Genomic DNA, 14,862 nt, shown 5'->3' on the forward strand with positions numbered 1-14,862 from the left:
CGGTTTTTGCGCCGGTGCTATAGGCAAACCCGTCTCTCACTTCCGCCAATCGCGACGGACGGAAGAGCGCGCGTCGAAAACAGAAGGATCCGGGGCCATGCCGAAAGCAAAGCTGACACGTGCTGAACAGAAGATACAACGTCCGTTGCAAATTCTCGATGCAGCATTCGAGGAATTCACCAAAAGGGGATTTACCGCGACCCGGGTGGAGGACATCGCGGAACGAGTGGGAGTGACGAAAGGCACGGTCTACGTCTATTTCGAAACCAAGGAGGCGCTTTTCGAGGCCATGGTAAAACGTGCCTCCATGCCGTTCCGGGAGACGTTCAGCGCCTATACGCATAAGTCAGACGATCCCGTCGAGCAGCTTCGCCTGCTGCTCGAATTCCTGTTCGACTCACTCGTCGACAACAGAAAAATGCGGGAACTGTTTCGTCTAATCGTCGCGGAAGGCGCAAAATTCCCGGATCTCATCGACCAGCACTATGACACGATGATGGCGCCGGTCTTTGCGCGCATCGATACGATCCTGGAGGAGGGCGTGGCGAAAAAAAGGTTCAGGGCTAATCCCCCCGAACTCGCCAAGGTCGTGATGTCGCCCATGGTTGGAACGTTGGTGTTTCGGCTGATTTTCAACGACCGGCGCATTCTGGACAGGCAGGCTGTTCTCAAGATTCATCTCGAACTGATTATGCGCGGACTGCTGGCATAGCCATCAAGGCACGCGGCCGCGGACCTCTATTCTTGACTTTCAAGCCGATATCGGGAACCGGGGTAGAGCAGCCGTACGGATGTGACGGCGCGGCTCGATGACCAGGTTCTGCGGCGCACGAGAAGGCAAGGCTCGTTTCGGCTTATGGCCATCAATTTGCACTCCCAGGGCTGGGGCGACGCGGCCTCGATGAATTGCTCTGTTCGCGAAATTGGCGCCGCCGCTGTCAAATAGGCATTCGGGGTGAGCGTATTGAAATCCTGCATCAGATAATCTGGAGCGATCTCCGCATTGACGAAGCGATCTTCAAGCTGGATCGGCACATCGTCTTCGTGGTGGACGATGATGGAGTGAAAAACCTTCGCTCCCACGGCGATCTCCAGCGCCGTTGCGAGATCGGGACCGCAAACTTCCGTCTGGGCAAGGATCAGGCTCGGTCGATGCGTCGAACCGCGCTCCTTGATCTCGTCGGCAATGTTGCGCACGCCCATCATGCCAGCGCTTCGCTTTTTCGGGGCGACAAAAGACCCGCGCCCCTGCACACGAACGATCACCCCCTCGGTTGCCAACTCCCGCAGCGCTCGGTTCGCCGTCATCCGACTGACACCCAGCATGTCCACGATCTCGTTTTCGGAGGGTATCCTGTGGTTCGTCAACCACTCTCCGCCGGCGATCTTTTCCTTGATCTGTTCTTTCACTCGCTCATACAGCGGCAGGGAGGAGCGATCGCCCGAGACAGGAAACTCGTTTTCGATGACGGACAGCATTGAAACTCCTAAAAATCGGGCGACTGCACAAAACGCAGCCAGAATCCGCACAAGCACAAAATTATCACATCCCGCCTTGCTTGTCTTTCGCAAATGTGTGAAGTTACATATACAACTTGAGGGGAAAATAATGGCGAGCGAAGACTCGATCTCTGGCAACAGCAGGTCTCCCGCCGATGGTCGTGGCGATACTCAAATGCCCGCCAAGCGCAAGGGCAGCGGCTGCCATGCCGAAGGCGAAGCTGTATTTGATGGCGCGCCTAGGCAATATGCGCTGAAAGCTCACCCTTTTCAGAACCAACCAGCGCAGGGGCGTTCGACCCAACGTCGCCGATACGCGCGTCCCATGCGAATCTTTCAAAGTTGTATAGTGAACTTCCAGCATACCGCTTCAAGGCGAACATCCAATTCCACGTTGATTCGACGAGCGCCCGACCGCCGATTTCGCAGGGACATGAAATGCACCAATGACCGCCGGGCTCAGGGGTAGGCATCTGCCCAGGGCACGCCCGGCTGAAACCACAAAACGCATGCCAGCAACTTGCCAATCATCAAACCAAAAGGGGAATGCAATGCTGAATTCAAAGTTGAAAATCGCGCTGGCCACCACCGCGCTCATCATGGGAGCCTATGCCGGGTCAGCGAGAGCGGAAGGCTATTGCGCCGCTGGAAAGACCATCACCTTCGCCGGCATCGACTGGGAAAGCGGCGCTTTCATCACCGAAGTCATGAAGGAAATCCTCTCCAAGGGCTATGATTGCAAGGTCGATTCCATTCCCGGTAACTCCGTGACGCTGGAACAGGCGACCGCCAATAACGACGTGCAGATCTTTGCTGAAGAATGGATCGGCCGCTCCGACGTCTGGAACAAGGCTGCGGAAGCCGGGCAGGTAACATCGGTCGGCAAGACCTTCGTCGGCGCCGCCGAAGGCTGGTTCGTGCCGGAGTATCTGGTCAAGGGCGACCCGGCGAAAGGCATCGAAGCCAAAGCTCCGGACCTGAAGAACGTCGACCAGCTTTCCGACCCGAAGATCGTTGAACTGTTCAAGGATCCGGAAGAGCCCGCCAAGGGCCGCTTCCTCAATTGCCCCTCGGGCTGGACCTGCGAAGGCGTCAACACCGCAAAGCTGCAGGCCTACAAGCTGGAAGCAAACTATGTGAACTTCCGGCCCGGCACCGGCACCGCTCTCGACGCCGCAATTGCCGCCGCCTATCTCCAGGGCGAACCGATGCTGTTCTATTACTGGAGCCCGACGGCAATCATGGGCAAATACAAGCTCATCCAGCTGCAGGAGCCGGCCTATAGCGACGCTTGCTGGAAGGAACTGACGAGCGCCGATGGAAAGCGCGACGCCGGTTGCGCCTTCCCCTCCGTCGAGGTGGCCTATGGCGTGAACAGCACCTTTGCGAAGGAAGCACCGGAGATCATTGCGATCCTTGAAAAGGCGACCTTCCCGTTGACGGAGATCAACGCCAGCCTCGCCTACATGACCGACAAGCAGGTCGATGCGACAGCCGCCGCCAAAACCTTCCTTCAGACCAAGAGCGATGTCTGGGGCAGCTGGGTTTCTGCCGACGCCAAGGCGCGTATCGAAGCCGCCGTCAAGTAAACATCGCACGCGCGCCGGGCTTCCGGCGCGCCTTTTCCCGTCAGGACAGGGGCCGGCTACCGCACATGGGGTCGGCAGGCGCGAGGACGACACCAATGTTTCCTGAAGTTTTCCATATTTCCATCCGCGGCCCGATCAATGAGATCGTGCGCTCGCTGGTGGTGAATTACGGCTCCGTTTTCAAGGCGATCTCGCAGACGATCCTGCAGGCGATCCTCTTTGTGGAATGGGTGCTGCGCGGTCTGCCGTGGTGGGCCATTTTTCTGGTCTTCCTGGTGCTCGCCTGGTTCGCGGCGAAGAAGATTTCGCTCGTCATCATGGTGGCGGTGATGCTGTTCATCGTCGGCGCGCTCGGTCTCTGGGACCTGACGATGCAGACGCTGGCGCTGATGCTGATTGCCAGCCTCATTTCCATCGTCATCGGGGTACCCATGGGTATCCTGCTTGCCAAAAGCGAATGGGCTCGGCGCATCACCCTGCCGATACTCGATGTCATGCAGACCATGCCGAGCTTCGTCTATCTCATTCCCGCCATCATGCTTTTCGGCCTCGGCAAGGTCCCGGCCGTACTGGCCACCATCGTTTATGCCGTGCCGCCGCTGATCCGCCTGACCGATCTCGGCATCCGGCAGGTGGACCGGGAAGTGGTGGAGGCGGCGACCGCATTTGGCGGCAGCCCGAGACAAATCCTCTTCGGCGTCGAATTGCCGCTCGCCACGCCCACGATCATGGCCGGCCTCAACCAGACGATTATGATGGCGCTCTCCATGGTCGTCGTCGCCTCGATGATCGGCGCGCGCGGTCTTGGCGAGCAGGTGCTGAACGGCATCCAGACGCTCGATGTCGGCAAGGGCCTCGAAGCAGGTCTCGGCATCGTTATTCTCGCAATCGTGCTCGATCGCATCACCCAAGGTTTTGGTCGATCCAGCCGGAAGGAAATGGGCAATGACTGATATCCATATCCGCAACGTGTCCAAGATATTCGGCGGCAACTGGAAAGCTGCGCTGACCATGGCCCAGCAGGGCGCGGAAAAAAGCGAAATCCTGGCAAAAACGGGATGCAGCGTCGGCCTCGACAATGTCAGCCTCGACATCGAAGCCGGCCGCATTTTCGTGATCATGGGCCTCTCCGGTTCCGGCAAGTCGACGCTGGTGCGCCACATCAACCGGCTGATCGAACCGACAAGCGGCGAGATTCTCGTCGGCGGCGACAATGTTCTAGCACTGAAGCCCAAAGACCTGCGCGACTTCCGCAACCGACGCGTCAGCATGGTGTTCCAGAATTTCGGTCTGATGCCGCACCGCACCGTCTTGCAGAACGTCGTTTATGGCCAGCGCGTGCGCGGGCTGACCAAGGCCGACGCACGGCCCATCGGCATGAAGTGGATCGAGACCGTCGGCCTTTCCGGCTATGAGGACAAGTTTCCGCACCAGCTTTCCGGCGGCATGAAGCAGCGCGTCGGTCTGGCCCGGGCACTCGCGGCCGATACCGACGTCATACTGATGGACGAGGCCTTTTCGGCGCTCGACCCCTTGATCCGCGCCGACATGCAGGACCAGTTGCTGCAGCTCGAAAAGAACCTGCACAAGACCATCGTTTTCATCACCCACGATCTCGACGAGGCGCTCCGCATCGGCGCACAGATCGCGATCCTGAAGGACGGCAAACTGGTGCAGGTTGGAACGCCGGATCAGATTCTCAACAGCCCCGCAAATGATTATGTCGCCCGTTTCGTGGAACGCCGCGCGGGTGCGGGAGAAGGCCAGCATGGTTGACACGATCACCATCGATCGTCCCCTCACCTGGCAAGAGATCGCCGCTGTTGCAAAAGGCGCCACGCTTTCCCTGTCGGACAAAGCGTGGCGGCGCATTGCCGAAGCCCGCGCCGTCGTCGATGCGCTCGTCGAAAAACGGGTGCGCGGTTACGGCATCAACACAGGTGTCGGCGCGCTCTGCGATGTGATTGTAGACATCCCACAGCAGCAGGCTCTTTCCCGCAACATCCTGCTCAGCCACTCCTGCGGCGTCGGCGAACCGCTCGGGCGCGAAGAAACACGGGCCATCATGGCCGCCCAGATCAACAACTTCGCGCATGGTTATTCCGGCGTGCAGGTCAAAACGGTCGAAGCGCTGCTCGCCCTGCTGAATGGCGATATTCTTCCCGTTATTCCGTCAAAGGGCTCGGTGGGTTACCTCACCCATGCCGCGGCCATAGGGCTGGTGCTGATCGGCGAAGGCTGGGCCCGCCACGGGGGCGAACTCATAAGCGGCCGGCAGGGGCTCGCAAAGCTTAGCCTCGAACCCATGGTTCTGCAGGCGAAGGAAGGGCTCAGCCTCGTCAACGGCACACCCTGCGCCACCGGCCTCGCCAGCCTCGCGCTTGCGCGCACGGCTTCGCTCCTTGACTGGGCCGATGCGGCAGCGGCAATGAGCTATGAAAACCTTGGCGCGCAGGCCGATCCCTTCGCCGCAGGGCCGCTGGCACTGCGCAGCTCGCCCGGCATCCAGACTGTCGGCGCAAACCTGCGCCAGCTTCTGGCGGCAAGCCCGCTGCTTGCCCGGTCGGCCGGATCCCGCACGCAGGATCCGCTTAGCCTGCGCGCCGTGCCGCAGGTGCACGGCGCCGTTCGCGACAGCGTCGCGCAGATCGCGGACGTCGTAGACCGCGAACTCGCGAGTGTCACGGACAACCCGGTCGTCGGCGGCACGCCGCAGTCGCCCGAGGTCCACTCCCAGGCCCACGCCGTCGGTGCGTCGCTCGGGCTTGCCATGGATGGGCTGGCGACGGCCGCAGCCGAACTCGCGGCGATTTCCGAGCGGCGTATCGACCGGCTCGTCAACCCGCTTGTCAGCGGGCTGCCCGCCTTTTTGGCGGAAGGTGATGGTGTCTGTTCCGGTTTCATGATCATCCAGTACACCGCCGCAGCGCTTGCCGCGGAAAACCGCCGCCTCGCCGCCCCCGCCAGCCTCGATGGCGGCATCACCTCCGCCTTGCAGGAGGATATATTGACTCACGCCACCGCCGCCGCCGACAAGACGCTTTCGATTATCGGCAACCTGGAAACCATTCTCGCAATCGAGATCATGAGCGCCGCGCAGGCTTACGACATGCAGCCAGACGAAGGCGGCCGTGCGCCCGGCACCAATAGGCTTTATCAGCGCGTCCGGACGGCGGCGCCATTTTACCGCGATGACCAGCCGCTCAACAATCTGGTAGTCGCCATTCGGGAAATGTTGCAAACCACGCTTACGGGGATAGGTGTCGACAACATCAACCCGGCTCACGCAGAATGCTCATCCCATTCTTTCTGAAGCGTAAGAGCCGGGACCGGGGGGGAACACCACGGTTCGGCTGCCGTTCAGGAATAAACGCCGATGAATATGGGCGTGTATGGCGCGCGCCAGCACCTGCGCCTCCACGTCGCGGCCGAGCGACACGTAATCCTCCGCCGACTGGGCATGGGTGATGCGCACGATATCCTGTTCGATGATCGGTCCCTCATCCAGATCGGCGGTCACATAATGCGCCGTCGCGCCAATCAGTTTCACACCGCGCTGATAGGCCTGCTTGTAAGGGTTGGCGCCCTTAAAAGAGGGCAGGAAGGAGTGGTGGATATTGATGATCCTGCCCGACATCGCCTCGCACATCCTGTCGGAAAGCACCTGCATGTAACGTGCCAGCACGATGAGTTCCGTACCCGAGCTTTCCACGATCTCCATGATCCGGGCTTCGGCCTGCGGCTTGTTCTGTTTCGTCACCGGAATGTGGTGGAACGGAATGTCGTGATTGACGACAACCTTCTGGTAATCGAAATGATTGGAGACGACGCCGACAATATCGATCGGCAGCGCCCCGATGCGCCAGCGATAGAGCAGGTCATTGAGGCAATGGCCGAAGCGCGACACCATCAAAAGAACCTTCATCCGCTCTGCCTGATCGTGCAGCGCCACCTCCATGCCGAATTTTTCCGAGATGGGCGCCAGCCCGTCCATCAACGCGTCGCGTGTCTCACCCTCCTCGGAAATGAAACCCACGCGTATGAAAAAACGGCCTGTGCCGAGATCGTCGAACTGCGAACTGTCGACGATGTTGCACCCCTTCTCAGCGAGAAAGCCTGAAAGGGCGGCGACAATGCCGCGGGTAGACTTGCATGTCACGGTCAGGACGAAGTTCGTCATCTGGCGATCTTTCTGTCATCAATATGGAAAACGCCCGCGCGGCTGGACGCGCGGGGCAAGCCGCAAGCGCGGCGGGGAAAATCGGGCTTAGACATCGAGGGTCGTCTGATGCTCCCATGCGGTGAATTGCGAGCAGTAGCTGTTCCACTCACCCTGTTTGAGTTTCAGATAGGCATTCGAAAATTCAATGCCGAGCGCCTGCTGCAATTCCGCATCTTTCTCATATTCGCGCAGCGCATCGAGAAGGTTGAGCGGTAGCTTCGGTGCATCCGTGACCGTATGGCCCTCGCGATACATGTCGATATCGTAGTGCGGACCGGGATCGGCCTTGGAGCGGACACCGGAAAGGCCGGCCGCGATGATGATGGCCTGCAACAGATAAGGGTTCACGGCTCCATCCGGCAGGCGCAGTTCGAACCGTCCCGGCCCCGGCACGCGCACCATATGGGTGCGGTTATTGCCGGTCCAGGTCACCGTATTCGGCGCCCAGGTCGCGCCGGAAACGGTACGCGGCGCGTTGATGCGCTTGTAGGAATTGACCGTCGGATTGGTGACGGCCGCAAGCGCCGACGCGTGTTTCATGATGCCGCCGAGAAACGTCTTGCCCTTGGCCGACAGACCGAACGGCATTTCCCTGTCGGCGAAGGCGTTGACCTTGCCGTCGAGGTCCCAGACCGAAATATGGGCATGGCAGCCATTGCCGGTCAGGCCCTTGAAAGGCTTCGGCATGAAGGTGGCGCGCAGCCCGTGTTTTTCGGCGACGGATTTGACCATGAATTTAAAGAAGGAATGTTTGTCGGCGGTCTGCAGCGCGTCGTCATATTCCCAGTTCATCTCGAACTGGCCGTTCGCGTCCTCATGGTCGTTCTGGTAGGGCTTCCAGCCCAGCTCCAGCATATAGTCGCAGATCTCGGCGATCACATCGTAACGGCGCATCACCGCCTGCTGGTCGTAGCAGGGCTTTTCCGCTGTGTCGTATTCGTCGGAGATTTTCGCACCGTCCGGCGAAATCAGGAAAAATTCCGGCTCCACGCCGGTCTTGACCCTGAGCCCTTCGCTTGCCGCCTCAGCGATGAGCTTTTTCAGCACCACGCGCGGCGCCTGCTCCACCGGCTGGTCTTCCATCATGCAATCGGCGGCGACCCAGGCGACATCCTTTTTCCATGGAAGCTGGATGACCGAAGAGGCGTCGGGCACGGCGAATAGATCGGGATGGGCGGGCGTCAAATCGAACCAGGTGGCGAAGCCTGCAAAACCCGCGCCATCCTTCTGCATATCAGCGATCGCTTCTGCAGGAACCAGCTTGGCGCGCTGGCCCCCGAAGAGATCGGTATAGCTGATCATGAAATATTTGACGCCCTTTTCGGCAGCAAACTTGGAGAGATCCAGTGTCACGTCATTCCCCTTTTTTGAATATCAGACACTCATCAAAAAAGACGGGCACATCCTCCCAAATGCGCCCGTCCGTCTTTATGGCTTAAAAGCTGCCTTTGCCCGGGAACCAGCTGGTTCCCGCCAGCGGAACCTGCGCCATGGCGGCGGCCTCCATCGTCAGCGCCACCAGATCTTCCGGCTCCAGATTATGGAGATGGTTCTTGCCGCAGGCGCGCGCGATGGTCTGCGCCTCGAGCGTCATGACCTTCAGATAATTGGCAAGACGGCGGCCGGCGGCGACGGGATCGAGGCGTGCGGCAAGTTCGGGATCCTGCGTGGTGATTCCTGCGGGGTCTTTGCCTTCGTGCCAGTCATCATAAGCGCCTGCTGTCGTACCGAGTTTTTGATATTCGTCTTCCCATTTCGGATCGTTATCACCCAGCGCTACCAGCGCCGCCGTGCCGATGGCGACAGCATCCGCACCAAGCGCCAACGCCTTGGCAACATCGGCACCGGATCGGATACCGCCAGAGACGATGAGCTGTACCTTCCGATGCATGCCGAGATCCTGAAGCGCCTGAACGGCGGGGCGAATGCAGGCCAGCGTGGGCATGCCGACATTTTCGATGAAGACATCCTGCGTGGCGGCCGTGCCGCCCTGCATGCCGTCCAGCACCACCACATCGGCACCGGCCTTCACCGCCAGTGCGGTGTCGTAATAGGGCCGCGCACCACCGACCTTGATGTAGATCGGCTTTTCCCAGTCGGTGATTTCGCGCAGTTCGAGGATCTTGATTTCCAGATCGTCGGGGCCGGTCCAATCAGGATGACGGCAGGCGGAGCGCTGATCGATGCCCTTCGGCAGGTTGCGCATATTGGCGACGCGATCGGAAATCTTCTGGCCGAGCAGCATGCCACCACCACCCGGCTTCGCACCCTGGCCGACAACGACCTCAATGGCGTCCGCGCGACGCAGATCCTTCGGGTTCATGCCGTAACGGGAGGGCAGATATTGATAGACCAACGTCTGGCTGTGGCCGCGCTCCTCATCCGTCATGCCGCCGTCGCCCGTCGTCGTGGAGGTGCCGGCAATGGTCGCACCACGGCCGAGCGCTTCCTTGGCGTTGCCCGAAAGCGCGCCAAAACTCATGCCGGCAATGGTGATCGGCGTTTTCAGCGTGATCGGCTTCTTGGCGAAGCGCGTGCCGAGGGTCACGGTCGTATCGCATTTCTCACGATAACCTTCGAGCGGATAACGCGAGATGGAGGCGCCGAGAAACAACAGGTCGTCGAAATGCGGCACCTTGCGCTTGGTGCCCGCACCGCGAATGTCATAGATGCCGGTCGCCGCCGCGCGGCGGATTTCCGCCAGCGTATGGTCGTCGAAGGTCGCGGATTTACGTGGCGGGGTGAAGGGGTTGTGATAGCTCATCGGAATATCCCTCGCCTCAATACGCGTCGGCGTTGTCGATGTTGAAATTGTAAAGCGTGCGGGCCGAACCGTAGCGCTTAAACTCGCTTGGGCTGACATCCGTGACGCCGGCTTTTTCGAGAAGCTCTGCAAGCTTTTCGAGATGTTCCGGCCGCATGTCCTTCTCGATACAATCGGCACCCAGGCTCTTCACCGAGCCGCGCACGAAAAGCTTCGCCTCATAAAGGGAATCGCCCAGCGCATCGCCCGCATCGCCACAGACGACTAGATGGCCGGACTGGCCCATGAAGGCGGACATATGGCCGATATTGCCTTTCACGACGATATCGATGCCCTTCATGGAAATGCCGCAGCGGGAGGCGGCATTGCCCTTGATGACCAGAAGCCCGCCGCGGCCGGTGGCGCCAGCATATTGCGAAGCATCGCCCTCAATGACGACGGTGCCCGACATCATGTTTTCGGCAACGCCCGGTCCGGCCGAGCCATGAACGGTGACTGTGCCGCCATCATTCATGCCGGCGCAATAATAACCGACCGAACCGCGCACATCGACGGTGACGGGGCTGTCGATGCCAACGGCGACGGCATGGTGGCCGCGCGGATTGACGACTTCGAATTCGGTATCGTTGACACCGGAGGAAAGACCGTGGAGCGCGCTATTCAATTCACGCAAGGGTGTTTGGGAGAGATCGAAAACTGGCATGGATTATGACTTTCAAAACAGGCGCCGATGACGGGTCTCAGGCAGCCTTTTCATGGTCCCAGAAATAGACGGTCGCCGGCTCCGGCTCCCACACCCGGGCATTTTCAATGCCGGGCAGGTTGACCAGAGCGCGATATTCCGAACCGAAAGCGACATATTGGTCGGTCTCGGCCATGACAGCAGGCTTGCAAGCGATGGGATCACGCACCACGCCAAAACCGGATTTGGTGCCGACGACGAAAGTGAAGAAACCATCGAGATCATCGAGCGCGCTTGTCAGTGCTTCGCCCAGATCCTTGCCCTTGGCCATTTCCGCCGTGAGATAGGCGGCGGCGACTTCCGAGTCGTTCTGGGTTTCGAACGTCATGCCTTCGCGCACCAGTTCACGGCGCAGATTATTGTGGTTGGAAAGCGAACCATTATGCACCAGGCACTGGTCGGCACCGGTGGAAAAGGGGTGCGCGCCAAGCGTCGTCACTGCCGATTCCGTTGCCATGCGGGTATGGCCGATGCCATGGCTGCCGGCCATGGAACGCACGTCGAAACGGGCGACGACATCTTTCGGCAGGCCGGTTTCCTTATAGATTTCGACACTGTCGCCGGAACCCATCACCCGCACATTCGGCCGGATGGCGGCGAGAACCGCACGAATACCATCCAGCTTCCCGGCGGGAATATCGAGAACCGCATGGGTGCTTTTTACCGTGACCACGGCGTCAACGCTGTTTTCCGTGAGCGCCTCGGCAAGGCCGGAGAAATCGGCGGTCGGCTCGGCCGACTGGATCGTCACTTTCGCACGGCCATCGGCCGCACTTCCATAGATCGCGATGCCGGCCGAATCCGGCCCGCGATCGGTCATGGTGACGAGCATGTCCGAGAGCAGCTGACCCAGCTGCGGCTCAAGGCTTTTGTCTTTCAGGAATAGTCCAACAATGCCGCACATCGATAGGCGCCTCCATTCGTTTCTGAATGAAGGGCTAACATATGGAATTCTATTCCGTCAACTATGAGGAATATTTTTTTCTTCTAAGGCAAATTATCAATCGTTGCCTAGCCGCCTTTGCGGATAGGAAATGATCGACAAATAACGAGCGGGAAGCTTCACCAATTCCTCCGGCCCGTGCGGTGCATCGGCGTCGAAAAACAAGCTATCGCCGGCCTGCATGGTGAAAAGCTGCTCGCCGTGGCGGTAAACCACCTCGCCTTCCAGCATGTAGAGAAACTCCATTCCCTCATGCTGGAAGGTTGGGAACACATCCGAGTCCTTGGTCAGCGTGATGAGATAGGGCTCGACGGTGACGCCGCTGGTATTGTTGTCGATATGGCCAAGCAGGCTGTATTGATGACCGGCGCGCGTACCCCTGCGCTCGATATTCACGCCCTGCCCCGCCTTGACGAAGGTGGCGCTGCGCGGTTCCTCGAAACCGCGGAAGAAAGCCGTGATCGGCACGCCGAGCGCCTTTGAAAGCGTCTGCAGGGTGGTAAGCGATGGGGAGATATTGCCGTTTTCGATCTTGGAAAGCATGCCGACGGAAACGCCGGTGGCCGATGCCAGATCGGTGACCGTGATGCCGAGTTTCTTGCGATAGGCGCGCACCTCATGGCCGATCGCCATTTCCAGATTGTTGACCCTCGGCTCGCGAACGGCATGCGGGTCCTGCGACAGGAACTGCGCAGCTTCGCTCTGGGTGGCATCCTTCGCCATGGGGTCCTCCGGCATTATCGTGTTTTCCTTCCTTACAGGAAAACTATTTTAATTCGGAAGAAATCTTTGCCGCAGTGTATTTGGGGTATGGCCGAACCGGGCCTTGAAGCTCCCTGAAAAATGTCCGGCGCTGGAAAAGCCGGTGGCGAAGGCAACTTCCGCGATGGAGAGCGGGCTTTGCTCGAGCAATCGCCGGGCGTGATCGAGGCGGATCGCGCGGTATGTTCCCAAAAACGTCGTTTTCAGATGGGTTGCGAAAAGCCGGTCGAGGTGGCGCGCGCTGGTTCCCGCCAATTTCGCCATGGTCTGCCGATCAAGCGGGCTTTCAATGGTCGTTGCCATTTTTTCCAGCACGGTCAACAGGGCCGGATGGTTGGTGCCATGACGTTCCGCCGAGGAACCGCGCTGCGGTGCGCCGGGTTCGGCGACCGCCGTGTGCAGGTACCAGTCACTGACACGCCTTGCGAAGTGAGCGCCCATTCTCTGCGAAATCATCGCATGCATCATGTCGAGGGGGGCAACGCCGCCAGCGCAGGTGATGCGGTCCCCATCGAAAACAAACCGCGCCTGCCGGGGCGTCAGATGGCCGAAGGCCTCTTTCAGCACCGGCGCATGCTCCCAATGGATGGTGAAATCGCGGTTTTCCAGCAATCCCGCCGCCGCCAACACATAAGCGCCGCTGGAAATGCCCCCGATCCGGACACCCTGCCGCGCCAGCCGCCTTAACGTCCCATAGGAATTTTCCGCAACGGTCCAGTCCTGCGGCCCGCCCCCCGCGCAGACGAAGATCGTGTGGCATCTTTCGCCTCTGGTGGCGAGCGCATCACATTCGACAATGATGCCGGAAGAACTTCTGACGGCCGCGCCATCGAAAGAAAGCGGAACCACATCGTAAAGATCGGTTCCGGCGATCAGATTGGCGGCGCGCAATGGCTCCGCGGCCGAGGCGTAAGACATCAGCGCGAAATTCGGAACTAGGATGAAACCAATGCGCTGGACATTCTTCTGCTCAATGATCGTCATGTCTCTTTTTTAAATCATTATGTCCTTTATTTGCAATTCCCTTTCGAACAACGCCGGTAAGCATGCGCCATATCGTTCGAGGTACGCAGATGCGCTATTCCGCCTTTTCCATTTTCAAGAATGGTCTCTTCGACAACAAATCCTGGAAACCCGCCTGGCGGGACGTTTCTCCGAAACCGCATTATGATGTCATCATCGTTGGCGGCGGTGGGCATGGGCTGGCGACAGCCTATTATCTCGCCAAGGAATTCGGCATCACCAATATCGCGGTGCTGGAGAAAAACTACATCGGCTCCGGCAATGTCGGCCGTAACACCACGATCATCCGCTCCAATTATCTGCTGCCGGGCAACAACCCGTTTTACGAGCTTTCGATGAAACTGTGGGAAGGGCTGGAGCAGGATTTCAATTTCAACGCCATGGTTTCCCAGCGCGGTGTGCTGAACCTCTATCATTCGGATGCCCAGCGCGACGCCTATACAAGGCGCGGCAATGCCATGCGGCTGCACGGCGTCGATGCCGACTTGCTGGACCGCGCCTCGGTCAAGGCGATGTTGCCATTTCTCGATTTCGACAATGCCCGCTTCCCCATTCAGGGTGGATTGCTGCAAAAGCGCGGTGGCACCGTCCGTCACGATGCCGTCGCCTGGGGTTATGCGCGCGGTGCAGACAGCCGTGGCGTCGATATCATCCAGGGCTGTGAGGTGACAGGCATTCGAAGAGAGAACGGCGCGGTCGTGGGCGTCGAGACGAGCCGCGGCTTCATCGGCTGCGGCAAGCTGGCTTTGGCGGCGGCGGGCAATTCTTCGCAGGTCGCCGCCATGGCCGGACTGAAGCTGCCGATCGAAAGCCATGTGCTGCAGGCTTTCGTGTCGGAAGGGCTGAAGCCCTTTATCGATGGCGTCGTCACTTTCGGGGCGGGCCATTTTTACGTCTCGCAATCGGACAAGGGCGGCCTCGTCTTCGGCGGCGATATAGACGGCTATAATTCCTACGCCCAGCGCGGCAATCTGGCGACGGTCGAGCATGTGGCGGAAGCCGGCAAGGCGATGATACCGGCGCTCTCCCGCGTCCGGGTGCTGCGTTCCTGGGGCGGCATCATGGATATGTCGATGGATGGTTCGCCAATCATCGACCAGACCCCTATCGACAATCTCTATCTCAATGCCGGCTGGTGTTACGGCGGCTTCAAGGCGACGCCCGCCTCCGGTTTCTGCTTCGCCCATCTTCTCGCTCGCGGCACACCGCAGGAGACGGCGACGGCCTTCCGGCTGGACCGCTTCCGGCGCGGTTATCTCATCGATGAAAAGGGTCAGGGCGCCCAGCCCAACCTTCACTGATTTTGCGCAGCAAGGA

The 14,862-nt window shown here is 59.7% G+C and carries 14 protein-coding genes; 6 read left to right on the forward strand and 8 right to left on the reverse strand.

The features are described from left to right. Positions 1-97: 97 nt before the first annotated feature. A complete protein-coding gene (locus ACQZ48_RS03850) occupies positions 98-712 on the forward strand; it encodes a TetR/AcrR family transcriptional regulator (RefSeq protein ID WP_077983527.1) in 615 nt (204 codons plus the stop codon). Between the two features lie 26 nt (positions 713-738). Here ACQZ48_RS03850 and hutC read toward each other — a convergent pair whose 3' ends face one another. After that, positions 739-1,479, reverse strand: a complete 741-nt coding sequence (gene hutC / locus ACQZ48_RS03855) for a histidine utilization repressor (RefSeq protein ID WP_077983528.1) — start codon at positions 1,477-1,479, stop codon at positions 739-741. 572 nt (positions 1,480-2,051) lie between these two features. Between hutC and ACQZ48_RS03860 the strand changes: the two genes are divergently transcribed. The 4 genes from ACQZ48_RS03860 (at position 2,052) to ACQZ48_RS03875 (ending at position 6,402) form a co-directional block, all read left to right on the forward strand. Beyond that, positions 2,052-3,089: an ABC transporter substrate-binding protein gene (locus tag ACQZ48_RS03860; protein WP_077983529.1), complete on the forward strand. Its 1,038-nt coding sequence runs from the start codon at positions 2,052-2,054 to the stop codon at positions 3,087-3,089. Positions 3,090-3,184: 95 nt separating this feature from the next. Then, entirely contained in the window at positions 3,185-4,042 is an 858-nt protein-coding gene (locus ACQZ48_RS03865; protein ID WP_137411361.1) for an ABC transporter permease, read from the forward strand. Continuing rightward, positions 4,035-4,865 (forward strand): quaternary amine ABC transporter ATP-binding protein, encoded by an 831-nt coding sequence (locus tag ACQZ48_RS03870; protein WP_269823837.1) that lies wholly within the window; start codon positions 4,035-4,037, stop codon positions 4,863-4,865. Before ACQZ48_RS03865 ends, ACQZ48_RS03870 begins: the two co-directional genes overlap by 8 nt. Next, on the forward strand, positions 4,858-6,402 hold the full coding sequence (locus ACQZ48_RS03875; protein WP_448728552.1) for an HAL/PAL/TAL family ammonia-lyase: 1,545 nt from the start codon (positions 4,858-4,860) through the stop codon (positions 6,400-6,402). Before ACQZ48_RS03870 ends, ACQZ48_RS03875 begins: the two co-directional genes overlap by 8 nt. Here the strand turns inward: ACQZ48_RS03875 and purU are convergent. The 7 genes from purU to ACQZ48_RS03910 all read right to left on the reverse strand — a co-directional run bounded on the left by purU (position 6,385) and on the right by ACQZ48_RS03910 (position 13,506). Beyond that, positions 6,385-7,269: a formyltetrahydrofolate deformylase gene (gene purU / locus ACQZ48_RS03880; RefSeq protein ID WP_077983533.1), complete on the reverse strand. Its 885-nt coding sequence runs from the start codon at positions 7,267-7,269 to the stop codon at positions 6,385-6,387. The two genes, ACQZ48_RS03875 and purU, sit on opposite strands and share 18 nt — an antisense overlap. Before the next feature lie 87 nt (positions 7,270-7,356). After that, positions 7,357-8,664, reverse strand: a complete 1,308-nt coding sequence (gene glnT / locus ACQZ48_RS03885) for a type III glutamate--ammonia ligase (RefSeq protein ID WP_137411358.1) — start codon at positions 8,662-8,664, stop codon at positions 7,357-7,359. An 82-nt stretch (positions 8,665-8,746) separates the two neighbouring features. Continuing rightward, positions 8,747-10,075 carry an FMN-binding glutamate synthase family protein gene (locus ACQZ48_RS03890; RefSeq protein ID WP_077983535.1) on the reverse strand — a complete coding sequence of 443 codons (1,329 nt, stop codon included), beginning with the start codon at positions 10,073-10,075 and terminating at the stop codon, positions 8,747-8,749. A gap of 16 nt (positions 10,076-10,091) precedes the next feature. Then, complete coding sequence (locus ACQZ48_RS03895; RefSeq protein ID WP_077983536.1) at positions 10,092-10,778, reverse strand: GltB/FmdC/FwdC-like GXGXG domain-containing protein; 687 nt, start codon at positions 10,776-10,778, stop codon at positions 10,092-10,094. 37 nt (positions 10,779-10,815) lie between these two features. Beyond that, positions 10,816-11,721 carry a class II glutamine amidotransferase gene (locus ACQZ48_RS03900; protein WP_077983537.1) on the reverse strand — a complete coding sequence of 302 codons (906 nt, stop codon included), beginning with the start codon at positions 11,719-11,721 and terminating at the stop codon, positions 10,816-10,818. 96 nt (positions 11,722-11,817) lie between these two features. Next, positions 11,818-12,498, reverse strand: coding sequence for a helix-turn-helix domain-containing protein (locus ACQZ48_RS03905; RefSeq protein ID WP_162520544.1), 681 nt, complete (start codon positions 12,496-12,498; stop codon positions 11,818-11,820). A 33-nt stretch (positions 12,499-12,531) separates the two neighbouring features. After that, the gene (locus tag ACQZ48_RS03910; RefSeq protein ID WP_448728553.1) at positions 12,532-13,506 is read right to left on the reverse strand and encodes a GlxA family transcriptional regulator; all 975 of its coding nucleotides are present in this window, start codon (positions 13,504-13,506) and stop codon (positions 12,532-12,534) included. Between the two features lie 89 nt (positions 13,507-13,595). Here ACQZ48_RS03910 and ACQZ48_RS03915 point away from each other — a divergent pair, with 89 nt between their 5' ends. Further along, complete coding sequence (locus ACQZ48_RS03915; RefSeq protein ID WP_448728586.1) at positions 13,596-14,846, forward strand: sarcosine oxidase subunit beta family protein; 1,251 nt, start codon at positions 13,596-13,598, stop codon at positions 14,844-14,846. Positions 14,847-14,862: the final 16 nt, after the last annotated feature.

It is taken from the genome of Agrobacterium sp. 22-209-1 (genome assembly GCF_053522485.1).